This is a genomic window from Xanthomonas sp. 4461, from assembly GCF_024806475.1.
GTDB lineage: Bacteria > Pseudomonadota > Gammaproteobacteria > Xanthomonadales > Xanthomonadaceae > Xanthomonas > Xanthomonas arboricola_F.
In genome coordinates this window covers 911,604-934,636 of the sequence record NZ_JANTYV010000001.1, presented here as the reverse complement: position 1 = coordinate 934,636, position 23,033 = coordinate 911,604, and the positions used below count along the sequence as shown (strand labels likewise).

At 60.8% G+C, this 23,033-nt stretch carries 28 protein-coding genes and 2 pseudogenes; 5 read left to right on the top strand and 25 right to left on the bottom strand.

Translation table 11 applies throughout. The features are described 5' to 3' along the window. Window position 1 precedes the first annotated feature (1 nt). Both FHY19_RS03870 and FHY19_RS03865 read right to left on the bottom strand, forming a co-directional pair. A complete protein-coding gene (locus FHY19_RS03870; RefSeq protein ID WP_029820441.1) occupies window positions 2-361 on the bottom strand; it encodes a GPW/gp25 family protein in 360 nt (119 codons plus the stop codon). Beyond that, entirely contained in the window at window positions 358-921 is a 564-nt protein-coding gene (locus FHY19_RS03865; RefSeq protein ID WP_259161845.1) for a phage baseplate assembly protein V, read from the bottom strand. The genes FHY19_RS03870 and FHY19_RS03865 overlap by 4 nt, the downstream gene beginning before the upstream one ends. Window positions 922-1,064: 143 nt before the next feature. Here FHY19_RS03865 and FHY19_RS03860 point away from each other — a divergent pair, with 143 nt between their 5' ends. Beyond that, complete coding sequence (locus tag FHY19_RS03860) at window positions 1,065-1,628, top strand: putative adhesin (RefSeq protein ID WP_259161843.1); 564 nt, start codon at window positions 1,065-1,067, stop codon at window positions 1,626-1,628. A gap of 48 nt (window positions 1,629-1,676) precedes the next feature. Here FHY19_RS03860 and FHY19_RS03855 read toward each other — a convergent pair whose 3' ends face one another. The 19 genes and pseudogenes from FHY19_RS03855 to FHY19_RS03765 all read right to left on the bottom strand — a co-directional run bounded on the left by FHY19_RS03855 (window position 1,677) and on the right by FHY19_RS03765 (window position 14,616). Beyond that, window positions 1,677-2,216 (bottom strand): phage tail protein, encoded by a 540-nt coding sequence (locus tag FHY19_RS03855; RefSeq protein WP_259161842.1) that lies wholly within the window; start codon window positions 2,214-2,216, stop codon window positions 1,677-1,679. A gap of 9 nt (window positions 2,217-2,225) precedes the next feature. Then, entirely contained in the window at window positions 2,226-3,731 is a 1,506-nt protein-coding gene (locus FHY19_RS03850) for a phage tail protein (protein WP_259161841.1), read from the bottom strand. Window positions 3,732-3,740: 9 nt separating this feature from the next. Continuing rightward, the gene (locus FHY19_RS03845) at window positions 3,741-4,286 is read right to left on the bottom strand and encodes a phage tail protein I (RefSeq protein ID WP_259161840.1); all 546 of its coding nucleotides are present in this window, start codon (window positions 4,284-4,286) and stop codon (window positions 3,741-3,743) included. Next, on the bottom strand, window positions 4,279-5,169 hold the full coding sequence (locus FHY19_RS03840; RefSeq protein WP_259161832.1) for a baseplate J/gp47 family protein: 891 nt from the start codon (window positions 5,167-5,169) through the stop codon (window positions 4,279-4,281). Before FHY19_RS03840 ends, FHY19_RS03845 begins: the two co-directional genes overlap by 8 nt. Window positions 5,170-5,338: 169 nt before the next feature. Next, window positions 5,339-6,259 (bottom strand): GIY-YIG nuclease family protein, encoded by a 921-nt coding sequence (locus FHY19_RS03835; RefSeq protein ID WP_259161826.1) that lies wholly within the window; start codon window positions 6,257-6,259, stop codon window positions 5,339-5,341. 153 nt (window positions 6,260-6,412) lie between these two features. After that, window positions 6,413-6,862, bottom strand: coding sequence for a phage virion morphogenesis protein (locus FHY19_RS03830; protein WP_259161823.1), 450 nt, complete (start codon window positions 6,860-6,862; stop codon window positions 6,413-6,415). Continuing rightward, window positions 6,850-6,930: pseudogene (locus FHY19_RS03825) on the bottom strand (phage tail protein); the annotation flags it as partial. The pseudogene FHY19_RS03825 and the gene FHY19_RS03830, both read right to left, overlap by 13 nt. Window positions 6,931-7,513: 583 nt before the next feature. Then, window positions 7,514-8,401 carry a hypothetical protein gene (locus FHY19_RS03820; protein ID WP_259161813.1) on the bottom strand — a complete coding sequence of 296 codons (888 nt, stop codon included), beginning with the start codon at window positions 8,399-8,401 and terminating at the stop codon, window positions 7,514-7,516. Window positions 8,402-8,596: 195 nt separating this feature from the next. After that, the gene (locus FHY19_RS03815; RefSeq protein ID WP_259161811.1) at window positions 8,597-9,052 is read right to left on the bottom strand and encodes a phage virion morphogenesis protein; all 456 of its coding nucleotides are present in this window, start codon (window positions 9,050-9,052) and stop codon (window positions 8,597-8,599) included. After that, window positions 9,040-9,459: a phage tail protein gene (locus FHY19_RS03810; protein ID WP_005929466.1), complete on the bottom strand. Its 420-nt coding sequence runs from the start codon at window positions 9,457-9,459 to the stop codon at window positions 9,040-9,042. Before FHY19_RS03810 ends, FHY19_RS03815 begins: the two co-directional genes overlap by 13 nt. Further along, window positions 9,456-9,944 carry a hypothetical protein gene (locus FHY19_RS03805; protein WP_259161807.1) on the bottom strand — a complete coding sequence of 163 codons (489 nt, stop codon included), beginning with the start codon at window positions 9,942-9,944 and terminating at the stop codon, window positions 9,456-9,458. Before FHY19_RS03805 ends, FHY19_RS03810 begins: the two co-directional genes overlap by 4 nt. Next, window positions 9,944-10,582 (bottom strand): glycoside hydrolase family 19 protein, encoded by a 639-nt coding sequence (locus tag FHY19_RS03800; RefSeq protein WP_259161803.1) that lies wholly within the window; start codon window positions 10,580-10,582, stop codon window positions 9,944-9,946. Before FHY19_RS03800 ends, FHY19_RS03805 begins: the two co-directional genes overlap by 1 nt. Then, window positions 10,582-10,857 (bottom strand): phage holin family protein, encoded by a 276-nt coding sequence (locus FHY19_RS03795; RefSeq protein WP_005922189.1) that lies wholly within the window; start codon window positions 10,855-10,857, stop codon window positions 10,582-10,584. The genes FHY19_RS03800 and FHY19_RS03795 overlap by 1 nt, the downstream gene beginning before the upstream one ends. Then, on the bottom strand, window positions 10,850-11,206 hold the full coding sequence (locus tag FHY19_RS03790) for a phage holin family protein (RefSeq protein ID WP_005917737.1): 357 nt from the start codon (window positions 11,204-11,206) through the stop codon (window positions 10,850-10,852). The genes FHY19_RS03795 and FHY19_RS03790 overlap by 8 nt, the downstream gene beginning before the upstream one ends. 4 nt (window positions 11,207-11,210) lie before the next feature. Then, complete coding sequence (locus FHY19_RS03785; RefSeq protein ID WP_005922188.1) at window positions 11,211-11,420, bottom strand: tail protein X; 210 nt, start codon at window positions 11,418-11,420, stop codon at window positions 11,211-11,213. After that, window positions 11,420-11,887, bottom strand: a complete 468-nt coding sequence (locus FHY19_RS03780; RefSeq protein WP_259161794.1) for a head completion/stabilization protein — start codon at window positions 11,885-11,887, stop codon at window positions 11,420-11,422. Before FHY19_RS03780 ends, FHY19_RS03785 begins: the two co-directional genes overlap by 1 nt. A 97-nt stretch (window positions 11,888-11,984) precedes the next feature. After that, window positions 11,985-12,704 carry a phage terminase small subunit gene (gpM, locus tag FHY19_RS03775; RefSeq protein ID WP_259161792.1) on the bottom strand — a complete coding sequence of 240 codons (720 nt, stop codon included), beginning with the start codon at window positions 12,702-12,704 and terminating at the stop codon, window positions 11,985-11,987. 3 nt (window positions 12,705-12,707) lie between these two features. After that, the gene (locus tag FHY19_RS03770) at window positions 12,708-13,727 is read right to left on the bottom strand and encodes a phage major capsid protein, P2 family (protein WP_259161784.1); all 1,020 of its coding nucleotides are present in this window, start codon (window positions 13,725-13,727) and stop codon (window positions 12,708-12,710) included. A gap of 46 nt (window positions 13,728-13,773) precedes the next feature. After that, window positions 13,774-14,616, bottom strand: a complete 843-nt coding sequence (locus tag FHY19_RS03765; protein ID WP_259161778.1) for a GPO family capsid scaffolding protein — start codon at window positions 14,614-14,616, stop codon at window positions 13,774-13,776. Between the two features lie 147 nt (window positions 14,617-14,763). Here FHY19_RS03765 and FHY19_RS03760 point away from each other — a divergent pair, with 147 nt between their 5' ends. Genes FHY19_RS03760 through FHY19_RS03745 form a run of 4 tightly spaced genes read left to right on the top strand, consistent with a single transcriptional unit; the run spans window position 14,764 to window position 18,455 of the window. Next, entirely contained in the window at window positions 14,764-16,527 is a 1,764-nt protein-coding gene (locus tag FHY19_RS03760; RefSeq protein WP_259161776.1) for a terminase ATPase subunit family protein, read from the top strand. Further along, window positions 16,527-17,549, top strand: a complete 1,023-nt coding sequence (locus FHY19_RS03755) for a phage portal protein (RefSeq protein WP_259161773.1) — start codon at window positions 16,527-16,529, stop codon at window positions 17,547-17,549. Before FHY19_RS03760 ends, FHY19_RS03755 begins: the two co-directional genes overlap by 1 nt. Before the next feature lie 26 nt (window positions 17,550-17,575). Continuing rightward, window positions 17,576-17,821, top strand: coding sequence for a Com family DNA-binding transcriptional regulator (locus tag FHY19_RS03750; protein WP_259161771.1), 246 nt, complete (start codon window positions 17,576-17,578; stop codon window positions 17,819-17,821). Beyond that, a complete protein-coding gene (locus FHY19_RS03745; protein ID WP_259161768.1) occupies window positions 17,739-18,455 on the top strand; it encodes a site-specific DNA-methyltransferase in 717 nt (238 codons plus the stop codon). Before FHY19_RS03750 ends, FHY19_RS03745 begins: the two co-directional genes overlap by 83 nt. A 48-nt stretch (window positions 18,456-18,503) precedes the next feature. On the opposite strand, the gene FHY19_RS03740 is transcribed toward FHY19_RS03745, so the two are convergent. The 4 genes and pseudogenes from FHY19_RS03740 to FHY19_RS03725 form a co-directional block, all read right to left on the bottom strand. Beyond that, window positions 18,504-19,172, bottom strand: a complete 669-nt coding sequence (locus FHY19_RS03740; RefSeq protein ID WP_259161766.1) for a DUF4276 family protein — start codon at window positions 19,170-19,172, stop codon at window positions 18,504-18,506. Next, window positions 19,169-20,395: an AAA family ATPase gene (locus tag FHY19_RS03735; protein WP_259161764.1), complete on the bottom strand. Its 1,227-nt coding sequence runs from the start codon at window positions 20,393-20,395 to the stop codon at window positions 19,169-19,171. The genes FHY19_RS03740 and FHY19_RS03735 overlap by 4 nt, the downstream gene beginning before the upstream one ends. Before the next feature lie 749 nt (window positions 20,396-21,144). Continuing rightward, window positions 21,145-22,429, bottom strand: a pseudogene (locus tag FHY19_RS03730) (Y-family DNA polymerase). Next, window positions 22,429-22,908: a S24 family peptidase gene (locus tag FHY19_RS03725; protein WP_259161762.1), complete on the bottom strand. Its 480-nt coding sequence runs from the start codon at window positions 22,906-22,908 to the stop codon at window positions 22,429-22,431. Before FHY19_RS03725 ends, FHY19_RS03730 begins: the two are co-directional and overlap by 1 nt. Window positions 22,909-23,033 lie beyond the last annotated feature (125 nt).

Genomic DNA, 23,033 nt, shown 5'->3' with positions numbered 1-23,033 from the left:
ATCAGGACGAGCGGAAGCGGAGCGGGATGGTCATGCGCGAGCGCGCATTGGCGGGGGCAACGTCGGTGCGTTCGCCTTCGATCGTCAGCACAAAGCTGCCAGGCGCATCACCGACGACCAGGTCGACGCGGGTCAGGCGCAGGCGCGGCTCCCAGCGCATCAATGCGGTGGCGGTGGCGCCATACAGCAGCGTGCGGGTGGCGCCGTTGAATGGCTGGTCGATCAGCTCGGGCAGCAGCGAGCCAAAGTCGCGGCGCTGCTCACGCGTGCCGATGGGCGTGGTGAGGATGCAGGCGATCGACTGGGCCAGGTGCTGCTCGCCCTCGATCACTCGGCCGGTGGTCGCATCGACGCCGATCACTGTGGGCCGCCGCTGAGCGCGCTGCCGGCGGTTACGCCGGTGGTCTTGTGGTTCTTGAGGCTGATTCCGCCGCCCACGACATCGGTGGTCGCAGTCGCGGTACCGGCGATCGTGGTGTCGCCGTTGAGCGTCGTCTCGCCGTTGACGGTCACCGGACCGTTGAGCGTGATGCCGCCATCGGCGGTGATGGACGCGGTCCCGCCGCTGGGTAGCGTGGCCTGCAGCGCGTGCGCATCGGTGTCGTAGTGGATCTGCGCGCCATCGGCAAAGCGCAGCACGTGCAGCGTGTCAGATGCGGCAGGCGCTGCGAATTGGTCTGAGTACAGACCGCGTAGCACCAGGCCGTCGGCCAGGTCGCCGGCCGGCGATAGCACCACGACCTGTTCGCCAATTGCCGGTGCCGACCAGATGATCGTGGTGCCGGCCAGCGTGACAACCCAAGGCAGATAGTCGGTCAGCATCTCGCCGACCTGCACGCGGCATCGTGCGGTGAACAGATTCACCTCGGCCACAGTGCCGAGGCGAATGGCGTTACTCAGTGCGGAGGATGCGTTGCCCATGCAGTCATGGTCGGTGACCGTGAGGAGCAAGTCACAACAGGTATCTTGTAAGCCTAAGGGTTACCCGGAGCGTGAGACAAATTGTCGGGCGATGGTTCAGAGGTGAGCTAGTTTGATAAAAAGTCGATGCGGAGGGTTTGGAAATGTCAGCAGTTTACGGAAAGGGCGGTTTTAATCCGCCTAACGGGGATGATAAAAAGCCACTAAGAGTGAGCTCACGCTTGACTCGTCCCGCAGTTCCACAAGGATGGGATGTTGTGGTCTGCGAGGGGCATGGGGAATGGGTGAAGAGTGGAGGCGTCTATGGCGAGTTCGTGGTTCCAAAAGATATCCAGATCGTCATATATCAGGGGGTAGGTGTCGGATTGGATGATGCACATGGGATTGCAATTGCTTCCAATGATCTTTTGCCAGCACGTTTGCCCATTTTGTGGGATAAAAAAGCAGGTGAGTACGACACTGATCCGGATGGGGATGTAAGTGTTAATGCTAAAACGCGCTGGGTGTATGCTCAGGGTGAGAAATGTCCAAACTTCACCTTGTTTGCCTACAATGAGCCAGGTTTTTCAGTAATCGATAAGCCTAAGGACACTTCCTACACTGTCCTATCGAAAAATCCGCGCACGCTTCATGCGATATGCGAGCATTTCAAATCAAAAGGTGGAGTGCAGATTCGCTGGGCTGCTTGCACCGTGTATGGGAAGTAGGGAGAGCGGTTAGCCAGTCGTGTCATCAGGCGTGAGTGAAAGTGCCGACTAGGCCTGTGCCTCCTCATCCCACACCGGTGTGCCATCGGTCACCATCGGAGGCGCCACAGTAGTCAGCTGCCCGGGCAATTCGATGCCCGCGGCCAGGCGCGCTGCGATCGCGCCAGTGGCTTTCTCCCACACCAACACTGCGCTGTAATCGGGATCTGCGCGCCAGCTGGCACGTACATCGTCCCACACGTTGCGGCGGAAATCGCCGGGAAGAAAGGCGATCGGCTGCGAGGTTGTGCATCCCAGCGGCAGAGCATCGCCCAATGCCAACGTGTTGGCGACGGGGGCGGCGGTGTCGGTGCTGTAGAGCATTACGCCCCGGTAGTCCGGAACCACCTCCCACGCTCCCTTGGCTGACGATAGGCGATGACGCTGGTACAGACCTGCAGGCGGTGCCGGCGTGGTGGACACCGTGTTGGGCGGCAGCGGGTAGCGGCCTTCCAGCTCAGAGAGATAGACGACCACCGGTCCGGTGAATTCACCGGTGTTGGGATCAAAGGCGTAAGCGATGTTGGTGCGTGGGAGCATTGCGGTCATGGTGAGTCCTCAATAAGCGATGCAGTAGGTCATGCGCAGACCGGCCGGCAGGTTGTCTTCGCCGCCGGCGGTATTGACGGTAATGGCGTGGTCGTGGGCGCCGGCGCCGCGGTGGTCCACCACGTGGACGTGATTGCCGCCCTCGGCGATGCCGATGCCGTGAGTGTGGTTGCCGGAGCCGTTCATGCCGATGTTGTGTGCGTGGTTGCCCGCGCCATCCGTCCCGAAGCTGTGGGCGTGGTTGCCGCCGGCACCTGTCCATCCATCTGAAGGTGCCGCATCGTTGTCGCGCTCGCGGAAAACGCCGTATCCGTTCACGGCGCCTGATGGGATCACGCCCGGGTGCTGGTGGTCGCCGGAGGCGCTGGTGCTGCCGCTGTGGCCGTGCCAGCCCTGCGTATCGGTCCACGCGCCATGGGCATGGTCGCCAGCTGGGTTACTGCTGGCACCGTGTGCGTGAATACCGGCTGCGCCGAGCGCTGTGTAGTGCGCGTGGTCGCCCACGGCGGCTGCAGTGGCGCCATGCGCATGAGAGATGACCTGGCCGGCGCCGTACGAACCCACCGCCGTCGCCACGCTGGTATGGGTGATGACTGTGCCGTCCTTGATCTTGGGCACGTTGAAGGTGGTGCTGCCGTCACCCGCACCGTACACCGTGCCAATGGCGGCAAACAGGGCAGGGTACTTGGCGCGTGAGATCGCAGCACCATCGCAGACCAGCAGGCCATTGGGCGGGTACAGCGATGCCATGACGACGATCTGGCCAGGCAGCAGGAACGACTGCGGCACGTTGAGCATGTTGCGGAAATCGCGGTACCACTCGCCCTGGCGGCCATCCAGTGTGTCCGCATCCAGGCCATTGCCGTGACCGGCGTCGCTGAGTGCAGCCGTGCGAATGCCCAGGAGGCTGCGGGCAGTCGCCGCCGTGGGGCGCGACAGCAGCTCCTTGATGAATTCGGTCGGCCCCATTTCGCCCAGCCGCTGGTCCAGTGACGCAAGCAAGTTGGCGGGCGACACCGCCCGCTCCCGGTCGATGCCCGCGATGGCCTGGGCGTCGGTGGCCAGGCGAACCACGCCCGGCACGTCGACGGTTGCCGCTGGGTCGGTGAAGTTGGTATCGCCGAACGTGATCTGTGCGGTATCTACGTCGGCCAGCACCACGTCAATCGCCAGTAGCACCGAGGCGGCGCCAGACTTCTCCACCAGCAACGCGGGCTGACCATAGGCGGCGAACAGCGTGCCATCGGCCAGGTAAAGGCCGAACCCGTAGCAGCTGTATACGCCATTGGATTCGTCGCGCACCGACACGTGGATCGTGTCCTTGGCGGTGACCGACCCGCCGATGGTGGTCAGGCGCTTGATCTCGGACGGCAGCGCCTTGAGCTCGGCATCGGCCACGAACGCTGCGCTGGTCAAACCGACGGCGGCGATGGTCACCGCCTGTGTGCCGGTCTGCTTGGCATTGACCAACGCTTGGCGGCCGGCGGTGGTGATCTTGAGTTTGAGTCCGGGCATGTGTGCTCTCTAGCTCGCCTTGCACTGCAGGCGCAGGAACAAGGTGGTTCTGCCGCGCGCCACGACGTTGAGTCGGGCTTCGGCCTGGAATCCTTGGGTGAAGCTGAAATGCGAGCGCACGGGCTTGGTGCGCTCGACCTCGGCGATGACTTCCTCTACGAACCGGGCGCTGGCGCTTTGTCCATCGGCACCGGTCAGCGTTAGCGCCAGCTCGAAGGTGTGCGGCTGGCCGCGCGGCTCGGTCTGCCACCACTCGCGGATGGCGACCGCACCGCCGAACGACTCGACGACCATGCGCACGCTGTTGGCTGTTCCCTTGCGTCGCTGGATCGCCATGGCGCTACGCAAGCGCGAGCGCTTGACCGCATCGCTCCAGTCGGCCTTCCAGTCGTCGACTGAAAGCGTCCACGCCAGCCAAGGCAGATGGCCGGCTGGGCAAGTGTCTGGATTCCACAGGTCTGGGTACGGCAACGGGATTGCTTCCAGGCGCTGCGTGACGGCGGCCAGGGCGCGTTCCATCGGTGTTGCATTGGGTGGCAGCGGGGAACTACTCATCGATGCCGGCGTGCACGATGTCGATCGAGGTGCAGTACGCAGCCTGCGTGCGGCTGATCCGGATGTCCGCTGCAGGCGAGTCCAGTTCGATGCGCTGCACACCATCGGCGAACAGCTTGGCCTTGATGGCGGATTCAGGAACGTCGCGGCCGATGCGGTGTGCCTCGGCAAGATAGGCCCGCAGGCTGCGCAGCGCCTCACGCATGACCACTGCCGAGTCAGGGCCGGCATAGGTGTAGACGCGCCCACGGATGGCATACGGGACGACCTGGGCGCTCTGGACCGTGACACTGTCGGTCAGCGGGCGCACGTCATCGTTGGTGAGAATCGAAGCGACCTGGTCCAACAACGCCTGTGGAGCCGTGCCATCGCCGGTGCGCGACTGGACAGTTACCAGCACTTGCCCGGGTGCGGGGCTGGTGGCACTGGCGTCCATGACATCGGCCGCTGCGCTCAGCGCGTGATAGATGTACGCGCCCTCGGGGCCAGCAACGCTGAAGCCCTCCGGCGCCAGCTGTATCCGGCGTCGGAAGTCCACGTCCGACTCATGGGTCTGTGCAATGCCGTTCTCCGGCAGCCCCGGATCGAGCACCAGGCGGGCGACACCGAATAGTGCGCCCAGGTGATCGAGGTTGGTGCCGGTGGCGAAGGCCAACATGGTCTGCTGCGCCTTGTCGTTGGCGCGCTGGCGAATCAGCAGCTCGCGGGCTGCGAACAGCTGCAGGAGCTTGTAGACCGGGTCTGCTTCAGTGAGTGCCGAGAACTCAGGCATGAGCCGGCGGAACTGGGCAAAGGCCTCAGCGAAGATCGTCTCAAAATCCAAAGCCTCGATCAGGTCTGGCGCCTGCAGCTTTGATAGATCGACTGCGGTAAAAGATGCCATTGCTCGGAAAGAAAGAGAGGACCAGATCAGGGTCGCTGGTTCTCGTGATCGAGCCAATGAATTTGCTTTGTAAAACTGACTGATACATCTGGGGCGAACGTATCACCGAAGTAATAACTATGATCTTACCGTGCCCGATTGCCTGGCGCCTACGACGCTGGCTCAAATGCTACCAAACGCCGCCCGATCCCTTCCTCCACTCTTCCCAGAATTCTTCGCGAAATTTTTCTCTAAGAATTTTGAAATTACCCCTGATCTTCAGGAGCGTATCCCTTGAATCTCCGCTGGCTACTGGTAAATGCAAGTCTACGAGACGCCTCAAATCTTCTAACCCGGGAATATCATCCTCAGAAAAATCACAGGGTGTGAACATATCTGCAGAAAAGTTTAGTTCTGAGAGTCCCATTTTGGGTTCGTGGAAAACACCAGTGCAAAAGTTTACTTGCCCGGATGATTTGCGGCCTTCTATGATCAGTCCATTTGAAATGAGCGTATGTGCCCACGCAGATGCTTTTTCGGAATTAGATTCTAGATAAATGTATGCGTGGGAACGCTCGGAATTCGTATCAATCAAGGTGCCAATGATGGCGTCTTCCTCTACCCATTCGCCTATTACTTTCTTGAAAACTTGAATCGCTTCGCGGTTGATCTCGATCGCCAGCTCTCTTCTTTTGAAGAACCTTTGTTCGGCAGCTTCACGGCGCAGTTGCCGCCTTTCATCCAGCGAATAATCTTGTGCCTTTGTTTGGGTGGGCCGTTCTATCCTAACCGGGATGCGCTCAGGTGCGCCTACACCAAGGCGGCTCCTCTGGTCTTCGAGGAATTTCAACACATCGTCAAGTGCTTCAATCGCGAACCACTCTGTGTAACCTGCGCCATGAGGCATCGGAAAAGAATTGTCTTTGAAGAGGATATGCAAGACCTTCTCGACCTTGAGGGCAGATCCTGAAGTCATAGGGACCTGAAAACTTTTCTCGTGGTCAATGGCTTGAGGAAGACGGGTGCTGCGGATCATGGGATGGAATGCAACTCCAATCTTGAAGGCAGTCCCTTCCTTGTTGGGTAGCAGATATAAATACTGTTCGCTCATTTGGCCGCGTCTCTGCTGATCCATCCGTTGGGGGCAGTGATACGCTATTCGCTCTTCTCTGCGGCGTCAAAAATTTCATTGATGAATGTGCTGGCTATCGCGGAATCAATCAAACGACCGTATTGTTTGCACCGCGACGGTATCTCAAGATGGCTATCCGCTGAGCTGATTCAGCAACAGGTCCTGCACTAGTTGTCGATGGTCCTGGGAAAAACCCAACAACACACGCGCGCCGTATCGTGCTCGTGGTCCGCCGGGCCTCACCTGTTCGGTCCGTCCCTCTTGGTGCACGCGGCCAATGCGCGATACGCACCCCATGAATCCCATGCTCACTTGGTCAGGGCTGGCGCTGACCTTGAAGTACTTGGCTTGCCGCAGCTTTGCAAACATCTTCTTGCGTCTGACTCTGCCAGACTTATCCCGCAGCTGTTCCTTGCGCGGCGCATACGGTGTGCCTTCGGGTCCTTGCTGCTTGCCGATGCGCTGGCTCTGCGAGCGCCGCAACGCGGTGCCGATCTTGCGTGCCAGCTTGCGCCGCTCACCATCCTGCAGGCGCGCCAGCAGCGGTGCGGCCCAGGTCTCCAGTGCGGTCAGGTCATCCATGTCGGTTCGATCACCGGCTCGGGCGCATGGTTCATGTCGTAGCCGCCACCGTCCTTCGCCGTCATCACATAATTATTAAGAGAACCTAGGCTATTGGAAAAAAAAGCCGCCCTTACTCAGGGCGGCCTGACAAAAATATTTCGAAAATCATTCTTTACACGTCTCTAAACTATTACGGTTCGTGTGTTGGAGGTCCAACGATTACAACTCCGCCACCAGGCGGAGGCGTGCCGCCGCCACTGCCGCCGTTACTGCCGCCGTTACCATTACCGCCACCGCGAATCGGAGTTCCGTCATCTCGACGCTGTGTTCCATTAACCGGGATGACGCAAACCGTACCTCCGACACAAGCTACTGTCGCATCCTCACTCGACATGTCAGAGTAATAAACTTTGAATGTAGTTCCTCGTGGGAGAGAGGCGGGTCCATGAAGTATTCTGTATGCACCGGAAAGACCGAAGAGCGCAGCAACTCTAAGTTCTGATTCATGCAAGACTGTAATGCCCTGCGCTACAGGAACTTGGTTGTACGGAGCGTCACCAGCTCGAATTGTGATCGTGGCGGCTATAGCGGTGAGGCTTGCCAATAGTAGTGCTAGTATCCATGCAGTCTTGGAAAAACTCTTCTTCACGGTAGTCATGTAAGTCCATTTTATTTTGAATTATTAGAAAGTAATTTGATTCTCTCGATATCTTTGTCAATAACTTTCAACTGACTCGGTGGGACGAAGTGTTTTCTAATAAGATCTTTGTAGTTGGCTGAATCGCAAACGCCAAAATTCACACACATTGAATCCATTCGATACGAGCCAGGCCCGCAATCAGCACCCGCTTCACAAGCAGCTAGCGCCCAAGAATACTCTGAATAATTTCCACCAGAAGTAGGTGAGTAGTTGCCAAGGTCAATCTCGCCTTTAGCGTTGGCCAGCATTTCGTCAACAGCGAACATGGCCTCAGGATCTTTGCTCTTCAGGGTTTCCTCTAATAATCCCTTATAAGCGCTCGACGGTACCGAAGCATGTGCTGCGGTTTTTAACTGAGCGATGAGGTCTCCATTTTTTGCAGCTTCTGCATACCAAAGCTCAGAAGCTGAGCTAGGAATTATATTTCCGCCATCGATAGCGCTGCAATAATGCGAAGTCCTCTTCTTTATTTCTTCATAACGTGACTTATTTTCGTTCTTTATCTTCGCAAAACCATCTAAAGTTTTTGCATAATTTTCAGGTGAGACGCTATAGATAGAGCATCGCTCGTAGGTTTCGGCAAGTTGCCGTTGAGCTATAGGGTCTCCTGTTTCCGCGCGACTCTTCAGCTCATTAAAATCACGGTCGATTTCCGAGGATGGTTTAGACGCCCAATTTGAAGGCTGCCGCGCGACAACAGCTGCCTCGTTTGATGGGTCATCCTTGCGCTCTGTATTCTCGACACTCTCATTTTTACCAGTCAGCTGGCTGTGGCCCTGGCCGCGGTTAAATATTAATAAGGAAAAAAACCCTAGCGCGATAATGGCCGCGATAGAAAAAATGTAAATCTTTTTCACTAGCCCTCCATGACTTAGTTTAAAAATGAAATATAAAGTGAAGTTTGCGTTCAATATTGATCACATATCCTTCACGGGATGTCAACAAATTTCTTAGGCTGTGAACGTAGGGCAGAGATCAGCCAACCTTTGCTTTGATAACAGAGTTGTTATTGTCCTCAGACTTGGCCCAGCACCAGGTCATTTGGGGGATCGTCAGAGACCAGGAATCACGTGCGTGATCAGGACGTCACGGATGTTCGCTAAGTCCTTGTTTGTGAGACCTAGCAAAATGCGCTTTTCGTAGCGCGCCTTCGGCCCTTCAGATCGAATTTGCTCGGTTAGTCCCTCTTGATGCACACGTGCGATGCGCGATACGCGCCCCATGAATCCCACGCTCACCAGGTTAGGGCTGGCGCTGACCTTGAAGTACTTGGCCTGCCGCAGCTTGGCAAACATCTTCTTGCTTTTGACTCTGCCCGCCTTATCCCGCAGTTGCTGCTTGCGTGGTGCGTAGGGAGTGCCGTCCGGTGCCTGCTGCTTGCCGATGCGCTGGCTTTGCGAGCGCCGCAACGCGGTGCCGATCTTGCGGGCCAACTTGAGTCGTTCGCCCTCTTGCAGGCGTGCTAGCAACGGTGCAGCCCAGGTCTCCAGTGCGGTCAAGTCATCCATGTCGGATCGATCACCGGCTCGGGTGCATGGGTGATGTCGTAGCCGCCGCCGTCCTTCGCCGTCACGACCACCCGTTCGGTCAGCGGCAGCTTGATCGACAGATCCACCGCATCGTTGGCGAGGATGTCGGCCTCGAAGGCAATGTCGCCACGGCGTGCGGGGTTGGACAGCAGCTCGGACTGATTGGCCTGCACCCATTCCAGCAGCGGCAGCATCACGCTGTCCGGGTGGCCGGCGTAGTCGGTCACGATCAGGTTGAGCGTGTATTGGTACTCGAACGACAGCCCCGGCTGGAACGTGCTGACCAGGCTGCCGGCGTCGATGAACACCAGCAGCCGGTCAGCATCACGTGCCAGGTCGGGCAGTGCCGCCACCAGATGCGCGCGCAGGCTGGCTGGCTTGATCATGGCGCCGCTGCCGGCAGATGCAGATCGATCCAGTCCTGCAGCGCGCTCAGCTGCGCGGCGGTGGCGTGGCAGCTGGTGTAGTTGTCGGCGACGGTGCCGGTAATGCCAGAGAGCGTAATGCCGGCGGCCGGTGCATCAGGATCTGCGGTGGGCGGCCCGGCAGGGTGGCCCGAGGCGGCGGCGTCGTGCAGCCGCACAAAGCCAGCAGGGACAGCGCAAGCAGCGTCTGCTTTCTGGGTGACATAGATCGGGATCTCGCGGGTGATGGTGGCGCCGGCCTCGCGCACGATCTGCACGCGGTCGACGTACTGCGTCACGACGGTGGTGGAGCCTTTGGCGCTGTCGCGTTCCGCCTCGGCCTGGCGCTTGGCCTGCAGCGCGGCATCGTGATCTTTCTGCGCGGCGCTGACGCGCCGCTCCTGCCACACGCAGCCACCGACGAGCACTGCAATAAGCGCCAGCAGGATGATCAGGCGCGTGACCATCAGCTGACGCCCAGAATCTGCAGGGCGCGCTGCGTGCGCGTGACGCGATCGCTGTGGCCTTCCGGCAAGCGCTTGGCGCGTACGTTGCCCAGGTTGATCTTGCGGCCCAGACCCAGCACGTCCCCCGTATCGGCCAGCGCGTTGAGGCCGTTGTCGTGCCAGTACGCTGCCGCGCCCAGTGCGCTTGGCTCGATCTGCAGCAACAGGTCGGGCTGGTCTTCGACGGGCAGGCCGATCAGCTCACCGATACGGCGGTAGTTGCCACGGAAGGTGTGCTGCATCGGGCCGCGGCCCCGGTGGCGATAGCCATCGCCGCTGGCTTCGTTGCCATTGCCCAAGCGGTCGGCGTAGACGAAGTTGGCCAGGCCGACCGGGTTGCGCAGGAACTTGGGCGCCTGGGCAGGTGTGATCCGCGCGCCAAACACCTCCAACAGTCGAGCGCTGGTGGTGTAGGTCAGCCCTTCTTCCATGCGCGACAGGCTCAGGCTTTCGTGACCGACCTGGCCGAGCCAATGCGCGGCGCGGCGCTTGGTGGTGATGCCGAAGCGGTTGGCGGCGGCAAGCAGTGGGCCGTGCCAGCGCTGTGCGCGTTGCGCGGAGCACTGCATGATCGAGGCGAGCTGGGTATCGGTGAACATCAATCGACCTTGAGGATGCGCGCCACATTGCCCTGGGCGCGGTAGGTGAGCACCGCCAGCACGATCAACGTGCCCAGGTGCCAAAGACTGACCTGCGAGCCGGCGCCGGCCAGCAGGATGTGCAGCGCTTGACCGCCGGTGCTGGCGATCAGCAGCCACGCGCACCAGCCCGCGCCGCGTCGATGGCGCGCATCGACGGGCCGGTGGTAGGTAAGCAGGCGGACGCAGATGGCGAGCGAGGCCATCAACGTCAGGACGGTGACCAGGCTATGCACTGGGCGGACCTCCACGGCGTAGGAAGGAAAAGTCGAAGGACTTGCTCTTTTCGATCAGGCCCAGCGTCACCGTGATGGCGCACGCCGCGCTGGCGAAGGCCGCCACGCCGCTGGACTTGATCGGCAACCAGCGCAGGAGCTCCGGCGCCAGCTGATAGCCGGCGATCACGCTCACCGGGAAATAGATCAGCCGCGCCAGCAGCGGTTGCTTGGCGGCGGACACCACGAACAGCGCGCCGCCGGCAAAGGCGCCGATCAGCGCGTCGCCGTCGATGCCGGGCAGCACGGAGGCAAGGCCCACACCGGTGGCGATCAAAAAGCCGCTCGATACGGAGGTGGGTTCGGTCATCAGGTCAGTCCCATAGCTGCACGAGCGGCGTCATCGCCGCTGTGGTGGTGGTTACCTCGGGCAACTTCACTGGCGTGCCATGCGGCAGCACGGCGCCCAGTTCGGCCAGGCCGGGATTGAGGAGGTAGGTGCGCTCGACCAAGCCGGCCGTGCTGCCCAGGTGGCGCCAGCACAGCAGGTCGACGGTGTCGCCTTGCATGGCATGCACGCGCATCAGATGAGTTCCACTGTGCTGCGCGGCAGGTTCTGCAGATCGCGCACGGCCCAGCGCTGGTCGCGGCGCAGTTCGGTGATGCTCGGCGATAGGTTGTCGGCGCGCTGGTTGGCGCTGTCGGTGGCGTCGAAGCTGCGGTAGCGCTCTGCCACCTCGACGGCGGTGGCACATGCCACGGCGCGCAGGTACAGCTGTACGCGGCGGGAGAGGCCATCGATGGTGGTGCTGGGCACATCGGCCAACGCCGCGTAGCCGGCCGCCTGCTGCTTATCCGCCCAGGCCTGCAGCTCATCGTTGACCGCCAGCATGGCGGCGACGATGGCCTGGCGCAGACGCGGATCGGTAACTGTGCCATCCAGGCGCATGCTGGCGCGCAGCTTGGCCGGTGCAATCGCTGGCCAGAACGGCGCATTGGCGATCGCATCAGGCGCGGCGCTGGTGGTGCCGGTGGCAGTGAATCCGCTCATGGATGGCTCGGAATAGATCGCCGGTGGTCGGGGCGTCACCGCAGCGAAAATTGCTGTGGATCGGCCCCGAGCCGGCGAGGGTTGCGGGGACGCTCGGTTATGCGCTGGTGCCCGCAGGCTCAGCGCTGAACTTCTTCAGGAGTCGCTCGGCGCGCTCCAGATCTTTCTTGCCGCCGCAGCTGCCGTGCAGTGCGATGGCGCGCTGCAGGTCGGCCACAGCCGCCGCCACGACGGGCTGCGCCTGGTCGGCCGGTGTCTCGTCGGCGATGCCCGCCAGGCAGGCGCGGGCCAGCGCTAGGTGCACCTTGGCGCGTACCTCGTCGGGCATGTCCTGCTCGGCGGTCAGCGTGGCGGTGTCGGCCAGCACGGCCGCATCGAACGCCTGGCCGGTCTTCTGCGCTGACAACGCCGCCTCGGCGACTTCCTCGGCCAGCACGCAGCCCACCGTGCGGGAAAAGCGGTCAGGCATCTGCAAGCTGTGCTTGAGCACATAGGCGCCCAGCTCCAGCGCGCCGGCATAGTCGCCGGCATCAATGCGCCACACCATGCACGTCATGACGACCTCGTCCTGCGCGCCTTGGCCGCCGGCCAGCACCCCGGCCAGATACGGCACGTAGGCCGGCAGCAGCTGCGCCTTGAGCGCAGCCTTGCCTTGGGTGGACTGGATCTGCTTCAAGCGCAGGCGATCGCTTTGCAGCTGCGCCATGTACTGCTCGTAGGCGGTTGCACCGGCCATCAGCTGGTGCGGGGCGCGTTGGGCGGCTTCCAGCTCGGCGAGCACGCGGCTGTGGTGGCGCTTGGCGGGACTGTCGGCCATGGCTTAGGCCTCGATCTCGATGTGCTCGACCACACAGCCCAGGCCGTAGTCTTCGACCACGTAGGCATCGTTGGAGGACTCGTAGTTCTCGATGCGATCGCGTGCCGGCACTTCCTGGATGTAACGGCGACGGCCACCGGTCTGGTAGTAGATCGACAGGTTCGCCAGCGAGGTGACCATCAACGCGCCATCCGGCAGGTACGGCACCTCGGCCACCGGCAGGCCGCCGACGCGGCGCTGGCTCAGGATCAGGTCGGTTGCGATCTTCTCGCTGGCCGGCTGATCCTTGTTGACCATTGGGAAATACTTGTCGTGCATCAGGTCGCGGCCAAGCACCACGACCAGGCTCGGGTCTTTGCGGTGCCACGGATCGAGCAGGTTGCTCACCACGTCGAACACCAGCGCATCGAGGTTGGCGTAGTCAGCGCCGGCAGCGGCGCCGCCGATGACCACCTTGCCGGCAGCCTTGCCGCTGGCCAGCACGCGCTGAGCGGCGTTAGTGCGGTACTGCTGCAGCCAGCCGATGTTGACGTCCTCCAGCAGCGGGAACGCAGCGCGGTCGGTGTCGGCAGCGGCGTGCGTGCCGTTAAAGCCAATCTGCAGGCGGTCCAGTGCCTGGCGCTTGACGATGGCATCGCGCAGGCGCGCCTGGAAGTCCGGGAACTTGGCCCAGGTATCGAGCAGCGCATACGGAATCGCGGTGTCGAAGTCGGTCTTCTTGGCGACGTACTCGTTCTTGTCGAGCGCGGCGACGCTGCGCGGGGTGCGGGTCTTGCCGGCGCCGGTGTCGGTGCGGCTGGCGATGCTGCCAGTGACGCCGATGCCCACCTTCTGCCCGGACAGTTCATCTACCGGGATGATGTTGATCTTGGACAGGAACTCGCTCGATTCCTGCATGCGCGATTCCAGCTTCTGCTGCACGGTCGGATCGACGGCGAACGAGTGGAAAGCGGAGGTGATGCCGTTGAGCTTGGCGATCTGCTCGGCGAACTGATTGAACTGCAGGCGGGTGGCGTTTTGCATTGTGGCTCCGAAAGTGGGGCGCTGGCGGCGTATGTGGTGTGTGGGATCAGCAGTCGGTCAGCACGGCTGCGCCGCTGCCGGTGACCACCGGACGTGCGGGCTGTGCGGGATCGGGCTGCTGCGAGAGCGATTCGCGCAGCTGCGCCAGGTCGTTCGCCAGCTGCGCGTGCTTGGCTTTCTGCTCGGCGTGTTCGGCCTGCAGGCGGTTGAAGCGTTCGTCCTGGCCGCGCACGTGCTCGGCGATCTCTTCGACGCCCTGGCCGAGGTCGGCGAACTGCTCGGCAGTGATGCTGGTGGCGTCCTCGCTCTTGAGCGCGGTGCGGATCCGGCTGAGCAGATTGGCGACCGGGCCGTCGCTGACTTCGCTGAATTCCAGCGCGGTTTCTTCCGCGACGGTGAACAGGTTGCCCGGTGACTGCTTGCGATCGGCCAGCGGATTGGCGTCGGGGTTCTGGCTGGCGAAGCTGAGCATGGAAGTGCCCAGGCTGGCCGGCGAATCGGTCACGGCCAGGCCGACCAGATAGGCCTTGCCGGTATTAGCGAACTTCTCCTGCACCTCGATGCTGGTGTAGAGCTTCTGCTTGGACTTGTTGATGGTGATCAGGTCGGCGGTCGGCTCGATCTGGGCGAACAGCGCCAGACGCTGGGCGCCGTCGATCTCGACCTCTTCCGCCTTGACCGCAGTGACATCGCCATACGCACGGAACGGCGAGTCCGGCAGCAGGCTGCGCATGTGCTCGATCCAGATGCGGGCGTTGTAGGTCTCGCGGTTGTAGGTGGCGGCCATGTCGTCGATCCAGCTGCGCTGAATCGTGCGGCCATCGGTGGTGGCGCCTTCGACGGCCACGCGGAACCAGTTGGAACGGAACTTCTTGGCCTTGGCCGACATGCGTGTCCTCTGCGCTGGATGCGTTTGCGATGCGATGAGTGCATGGTCAAACGCTGCGCAATACGCAGCAACGAAAAAAGCCTGTAATTCAGCGCGTTACGCGGCCCGCTGCTGTCGGGAATAGATCGCGCGCGTCACTCTGATTGCATGAGCAGCGTCGCCACTCAACTCCCGATGGACACTCGCAGACAGGCGAAATTCCTGTACTGGATGGGATGGCGCGTGACCGAAATTGCGCAGGCCATCGGCGAGAACGAGAAGACTGTACACAGCTGGAAGTCGCGTGACGAGTGGGATCGCGCAGATAACGTCGAGCGCATCGGCGGAGCACTGGAAGCACGCCTGGTCGTGCTGATCATGAAGCCGGAAAAGTCCGGCGGCGACTTCAAGGAAATTGATCTGCTGCACCGCCAGCTGGAGCGCCAGGCGCGTATCCAGCGCTACCAGGGCGGCGGCAATGAAACCGATCTGAATCCCGCTGTGGCGAACCGCAATGCCGCCCCGAAAAAGAAGCCCAAACGCAACGACTTCACCGAAGAGCAGATCGAGCAGCTGACCACGGCGTTCGTCGACGGCTGCTTCGACTATCAGCGCGATTGGTACCGGGCGGGCAACGAACGTACCCGCATCATCCTCAAGTCGCGCCAGATCGGCGCCACGTTCTACTTCGCCCGTGAGGCGCTGATCGATGCGCTCACCACCGGGCGCAATCAGATCTTCCTCAGCGCGTCCAAGGCGCAGGCGCATCTGTTCCGCGGCTACATGCAGCAGTTCGTGCGCGAGACGATCAACGAGACGCTCTCCGGCGGCGACACCATCGTGTTCCCGAATGGCGCCGAGCTGTTCTTCCTCGGCACCAATGCGCGCACCGCGCAGGGCTACCACGGCAACTTCTACTTCGACGAGTTCTTCTGGACCTACGGGTTCAACGAATTGAACAAGGTCGCCAGCGGCATGGCGATGCACAAGAAGTGGCGCAAGACCTACTTCAGCACACCGTCCAGCATGGCGCATGAGGCCTACACGTTCTGGACCGGTGAGCGCCGCAACAAGGGCAAACCGGCGGCGCAGCGGATCCAGATCGATATCTCGCACGATGCGCTGGCCGGCGGTCGCCGCTGCCAGGACCGCGCGTGGCGGCAGATCGTCAACATCCTCGACGCCCAACGCCGTGGCTGCGATCTGTTCGACATCGACGAGCTGCGCGAGGAATACAGCCCGGACGCGTTCGCGAATCTGTTGATGTGCGAGTTCGTCGACGACGGCGCCAGCATCTTCCCGCTGGCGATGCTGCAGCCGTGCATGGTCGACAGCTGGGTGGAGTGGGGCCAGGACTACAAACCGTTCGCCGCGCGCCCCTACGGCGACCGCGCGGTGTGGATCGGCTACGACCCGGCCGAGACCGGTGACACCGCCGGCCTGGTCGTGCTGGCACCACCACAGCAGCCCGGCGGCAAGTTCCGGCTGCTGGAGCGCATCCAGTTCCGGGGCATGGACTTTGCCAAGCAGGCGGCCGAGATCGAGCGCATCACGCGCCGCTACTGGGTGACCTACATCGGCATCGACACCACCGGCATGGGCAGCGGCGTCGCGCAGCTGGTAAAGCAGTTCTTCCCGAATCTGGTCACCTTCAGCTACTCGCCCGAGGTCAAGACGCGCCTGGTACTCAAGGCATTTGATGTGATCCACAACGGCCGGCTGGAGTTCGACGCCGGCTGGACCGACGTGGCGCAGTCGTTGATGGCCATCCGCAAGACGATGACGGCCAGCGGCCGCCAGTCCACCTTCACCGCTGGCCGCTCGGAAGAGACCGGCCACGCGGACCTGGCGTGGGCACTGTTCCACGCGCTGCAGAACGAACCGCTGGAAGGGCGCACCGCGCGCAACTCCGGCTTCATGGAGATCTCTTGATGTTGACCGACCAGCTGCCCGCCACCGCGCCTGCAGCGCCAGCCGTGCCCGCACGCGCCGAGGCCTTTACCTTTGGCGACCCGACGCCGGTGCTCGATGGGCGTGGCGTGCTGGACTATCTGGAGTGCTGGCAGAACGGGCGCTGGTACGAGCCGCCGGTGGCCCTGGACGGCCTGTCCAAAACCACGCGCAGCAATCCGTTTCTGCAGTCCGGTTTGATCTTCAAGCGCAACATGCTGGCGCGCACTTTCAAGCCGCATCGCCTGCTGACGCGAGAGGCCTTCGAGCAGCTGTCGCTGGATTGGATCACGCTGGGCAATGGCTACCTCGAGCGCCGCCGTAACCGCATGGGCGGCGCGCTGTCGCTGGCTGCGCCGCTGTCCAAGTACATGCGGCGCGGTGTTGCGGAGGGCGAGTACTTCCAAGTGCGCACCTGGCACGACGAGCATGTGTTCGAGCCGGGCAGTGTGTTCCAGCTGCGCGAAGCCGATGTCGATCAGGAACTCTACGGTCTGCCTGAGTGGATGCCGGCGATGCAGTCGGCGCTGCTCAACGAGTCGGCCACGCTGTTTCGCCGCAAGTACTACAACAACGGATCGCACGCCGGCTTCATCCTGTACCTGACAGACCCGCAGCAGAGCCAGGAGGACGTCGACGCGCTGCGCAACGCCATGAAGGGCGCCAAGGGGCCGGGCAACTTCCGCAACCTGTTCCTGTACTCGCCTGGCGGCAACAAGGACGGGCTGAAACTGATCCCGGTCAGCGAAGTGGCGGCCAAAGACGAGTTCAGCGGCATCAAAGGCATCACCCGGGACGACATGCTGGCCGCGCTGCGGATCCCGCCGCAGCTTATGGGCATCGTGCCGCAGAACGCAGGCGGCTTCGGGTCCATCCGTGAGGCTGCAGCTGTGTGGGCCGCCAATGAGCTGGAACCGCTGCAGGCGCGCATGTTGAAGATCAACGACTGGGTGGGCGATGAGGTGATCGCCTTCGCCCCCTACGCGCCGCCAGCGGCGGCGTAATCCGTTACCCACCGTAAGACCACGTAATGCTCAAAAACCTCCGTTGTGGCGAATGCGCCCGCCTGCTTTGCAAGGCTGGCGCCTTCGATGAAATCCAGATCAAGTGCCCGCGCTGCGGCACGCTCAATCATCTGAAGGCCGAGAGCCTCACCTCCGATCGCCGTGAGCGAATTCAAGAAGGCTCTCATCATGAAAAACCTGCTTCTGCAGGGCGACGCCCTGACCATCCTGCCCACGCTCGAAGCGAATTCGTTCGACGCGCTGATCACTGATCCGCCATACGCGAGTGGCGGACTCACTGCCGCCGCTAGAGCCAAGCCACCATCGCAGAAGTACGTGCAGGGCGGCGGCGCGCAGCTGCATGCCGACTTTGTTGGTGACGAACGCGACCAGCGCTCGCACCTAAGGTGGATGCACCTGTGGTTGTCCGAGTGCGCGCGCGTGCTCAAGGAGGGCGCGCCGGTGCTGCTGTTCACCGACTGGCGGCAGCTGCCGCTGACGACGGACGCGCTGCAGATCGCCGGCTTTACATGGCGCGGCATCACTGTCTGGGACAAGACCGAAGGCGTGCGGCCGCAGCTGGGCCGCTTCCGCAACCAGGCCGAATACATTGTGTGGGGCAGCAAGGGTCACATGCCGCTTGATCGTCGTGCGCCGGTGCTGCCTGGTGTTATACGTGAGCCGGTGCGCAAGGCCGACAAGCATCATCTGACCGGGAAACCGATTCAACTAATGCGACAGTTGGTTCGGATCTGCGAGTCCGGTGGGCGTGTACTCGATCCGTTCGCAGGTAGTGGCACGACGCTCCTTGCTGCTCAGAATGAAGGCCTCACCTGGGTTGGTGTTGAAATGACAAGTCACTACTCGGAACTAGCTGCGGCAAGGGTGCAAGAAGCCGCATCGTGAGATGAGGAAGAACAGCCGCCAGTGGCACAAATTGCCCTGGCGTGCTGGTCATGCCTTATTCTTCTTCGTTCTGTGCTTGAACTTGCGTGTTTTGGCGGTTTCGATGGTCGGAAGCGCTCCGAGCTTATTAAAAGTTTTGAGCGCATTTCCAAAAGAATTAGAACGACTTCTGGCGGCTATGGTGGTGACATACTTGCCCATATTGTTTGCCCAGGACACTTTGTTGCCTCCATCATCACCAATGATGGTGCCAAATAATTCCCAGGTTCCGCAGATGGAGTCTGGTATATAGGTGCTTGCTTTTTTTTTGTCGAAGTCTGGATAAGCAATTCCAAGTGCAGCGAGGTCAGCAAGATAGAATGCTTCCATTTCCTCCGTTGCAATGCAGATGCCAACCTGTACGGCTGGGCACAGCAAGGCTGCAACCTGGCTTATTGAGGATGAAAGAATTTTTATATCGTCGTTGTCACTATCGACCAATACCAAAATGCCGTCGGTGTTGGGATTCAGGCTTTGAGAAAATCCCCTTAGTTTCGCGGGTAGCTGATCCAAAAGTCCGCGTTTCCACCGCTCGGGTCGTGAATCGATATCCGCAGGCAAAGTCCCCTTGCCTTGGTGGGGATGAATACGGAATGATTGTGGCAACTTCAAGCGTGGCGTCCACCCCTCAAGAAAAGCGGTTTCTGAGGGTCCTTCGACTAGGACGTGGATCGTCATTCCGGTGCTCCGTCATCGAAATGGTTGCTATACCATAATGAACCGAGAGGAATGCCCTCATTCGCCATTGCGTTTATTGATGCAACGTCTGCAGCCCTTATCGCTTGTGCATGCCCATCGACTCCTTTACGAATCAGCCATACTTGATTCGGCTGAAGGGCGTCGACCAGGTAGGGTGAGTGAGTTGTGACGAGCATTTGAGTGGGTGATTTATGGCCTGTAGTTTTCTCTGAAAACTGGCTGGCAAGGCGCTCCACTAGTTTTACATATAGCCCGTTCTCTGGTTCCTCAATTCCGATAAACGGTCTGGGATTAGGGTCTTCAAGCAACAGAGCGTAGGCAAGCATTTTCAACGTGCCGTCAGACATGCTCTGTTGATAGAACGGATCTGCATATCCTTGTTCGTCAAATTGAAGCAACATTCTTCTATCATCGCTTTCCTTAGGCGTGATTCTCTTGAGTCCTGGAATTGCTTTTGCGATTCGGACGAGAATTGCGTCAAATTCTTTTGGGAACTGGCGTTGATAATATTGCAACACGTTCCCAATGTTACTTCCTTCGCGATCCAACCAGCGTTGCGCGCCAGCAGGTGGAAGATTGCGTGCCGCATTAGGTACGAAGTAAGAAAGGTACCACTGCTCGATGTAAGTCCTTAAGGCAACTATTCTAGGATGCTCGGATAGGTTGCCCAGGGTTGAGATACCTAGCTTATCTAGATCAGCTAATTCAACTTTGTGGCTACCTTTTGCATCCTTGAGTGCACCTACCTCTTGCCCGGACCAGACCTTTCCTTTGCCTTTGTCTAATTTTAAAAAATAATAAGGCTTGCCTCGCTGCTCGCTCTCGCGGCGCTGACGGCAACTCTCGAGCACGGCAGCTGGTATCCCGTGAATTAGGTCGACCACGAGGGCATAGACGATTGGACGCGACGGATCGTCTGCTTCAAAGAAGAGCTCGAATGAAATTGGGGATTGCGAGCCCTGGGTGCGGATGCGGTCAAAGCCACCTCTCCATGGCCTATCGCATGCCGCCACCACACCGTCGAGTAAGCAATCCGCGACAAAGCCGAACGCGTCCAGCACGGTTGATTTGCCCGAGCCATTGGGACCAATTAGACATGCTAGCCGAGGCAAAGGTGTGCCGCGCCCGTACTCAACCTGGCCTAGCTTGACGTCCGCGAGCGAGCGGTAATTCTTGATATGGATTCCGAGGAGACTTGCCATAGTAGTTCGCGTGATGAATGCAGTGTCAATCCTACATTCAAAGCTTGGGCAAGTGATTCCAGTGGGCGCGCGCAATCGTCGCCCCGCCACGCCTGCGGTCTTCATGCATGGTTTTCGCTGCACCCCTGCGGGGCCGGCCCAGGCCGCGCTGCAGCTACGGATCAGTGAGATTCAGGGGGGCCTCTCTTCCCTGCTGATCCCTGCGCTCCTGGGGTCTCTGCGGGCAGGGTGCCGATGCGTTCCCTGGCTGGGCCTCCCAGTGCATTTCGGCAAATGACCATCGGAACCAGGTAATCGGTAATCGGCAACTTGAAACAGGGCCTAAGCAATTGATGCAAAAGGGAAATTGCAGATTACCTTTTTGGGTGATTTAAGGTAATCAGCCTCCCATAAAAAAGTTATGTGATTGAAATTCAAGAGTATTTTTTGGGAGGTTGATTACCTCCCCAAGAGGTAATCCCATTACCTCCCAATTACCCTTTAATTACCTTTGATATTGTTAAATAAGCTATTGATAAATATTGAGATTGTGGCGCTTCTTGGCGCGAATTACCAAAATTACCTTGTTCCGATGGTCATCCCGAAAATTTCCCATTAGGGGCCTGTAAGGGCGCTCCAGCTACCTCCTTGCGCCCACGCTTGAGCACTCGTGCACTGACCGCCCGCCTCGCGTGATTGGCAACGTTTGCAGGGTGCCGCAGAAGTTCGAACTAGACCGAGCTGCCTGAGTCAGGCCTGCTGGCGCGCCGTCAGCACGTGGCGCGCGGAAGATCTGCCAGTGAGGTAGTGAAGCGTCCCGACAAGAGCTCTTGCCGCGAGGCCCATGCTGGAGACTTCTGCCATCCGCTTGCACCGAGGCCGGCCGTACCCCGCCCGAAGCGTCGGTTGATAGCGTCCAAGGCGCTCATCAGCTTCTCGTCGCCGATGCGAGCCGGTGTGAATAGGTCGCCCTGCAGGTCTTCAGGCTTGGCTAGATCCATCAGGCACACGCCGGCCTTCTTGTAGGCGAAGCCTTCTCGCATGAAGCCCTGGAACAGCCGGCGTACAGTCGTGAGTACGATGCGGCTGTCAGAGGTGGCGGAGGCGAGTGGGGCTGTGCGTGATGAGTTGTGCTGCGGTACGCCCGGCTTGAACGAATCCGTTTCGGCAAAGATGCCAATCGCGCTCGACGTCAATCCGCGAGCGCGCAGCTTCTCGGTGGCACGCATGGCGAAGGTGGCCAGCGCCTCCGACATATCTTGCGGGTCGCTTACCCATGTCCCGAACGATCGGCTGACCATGATTTGTTGCCGGTCTGGCTCGACCTCCTCAAGCTCGAGGCAGGCGTGACCCTGCAGCTCGCGCTGCGTGCGCGCCATCACCACCCCGAACTCAGCGAGCAGGTCGTCTGCAGCTGCATCCCGCAGATCCGCTGCCGTATACACACCGCGTGCCTGCAGCCTGGCGCTCCAGCGCCTACCAACGCCACAGAGGTCGCCAACTGACGTGGCCCGCAGCACGGCATCGAGCTCGCTTGCACTGAGCGCTGCCAGGTCACAGACGCCGGCCAGATCGGCCGGGTAGCTGCCCGGTTTGCGCGCCGCATCCTTGGCGACCCGGTTGGCCAACTTGGCCAGGGTCTTCGTCGGCGCAATGCCGATGCAGTTCGGGATGCCAGTCCATTGGTGAACGAGCTCGCGTAGGTCGACCGCGAGCTGCCGGCGATCGCGGATCCCGGCCAGGTCAAGGAACGACTCGTCAATGGAGTACACCTCCACACGCGGCGCGGCTTGGCGAAGGATCACGCCGATGCGCGAGGCGATGTCGCCGTACAGACCGAAGTTTGCGGAGCGCAACGCCAGCCGCCGGCGGATCTGCGGGGGCACCTTGTGGATGGGCTGTCCCATCGTCACGCCTAGCACCTGGCCTCATCCGATCGAGCAATGGCGCACCCATCGTTGTTGCTCAGCACCACCAACGGCCTGCCACGCAGCTCGGGCTGGAACACGCGCTCGCAGCTGGCTAGAAGTTGTTGCCGTCGATCAGCGCGAACATCAGCGGCCAGCGCGGGCGTGGGCGCGGGTCACCTGTCGGACGACGCCGACCACGGCGAACACCTCCACCTCCGTGCCTGGCGCCAGGATGATCGGGGCGCAATGCGGGCTGCGGCTGTGCAGCTCGATGTGGTCAGATGCGACCTGGAGAATCTTGCAGACTGGCTGATTGCCGTCCCAGGTAGCCAGCACCATGTCGCCGTTTACTGGACGCACCGAACGGTCCACTACCAGGATGTCGCCGTCGCAGACCCCGGCGAGAAGCATGCTCCAGCCCTCGGCGCGGTAGAGAAAGGTGGCAGGCGGGTTCCGGATCAGCACTTGGTTCAGATCAAGCTCGTCGTCTTGGAAATCCTCGGCGGGCGAGGGGAAGCCGAGCTGGATCCGAAGCGCGCTGACCGGCAGCCGCAGAGGCGCAGGATCGCCGCAGGCCGGCCCAAGCAGGCTGGCATAGGTATGGGGCGGCGGCAGTGACAACATGGCGCGAATTCTCGCTGGATGACGTCTCAGAAGTAGAGACTGTTCGCTAAGTTAGCAAAAATACTAAGAGGTGGGCGATCAAATTGATAACCAAGTTCAGGAGAACAGCCCCGTAGATGCTTGAT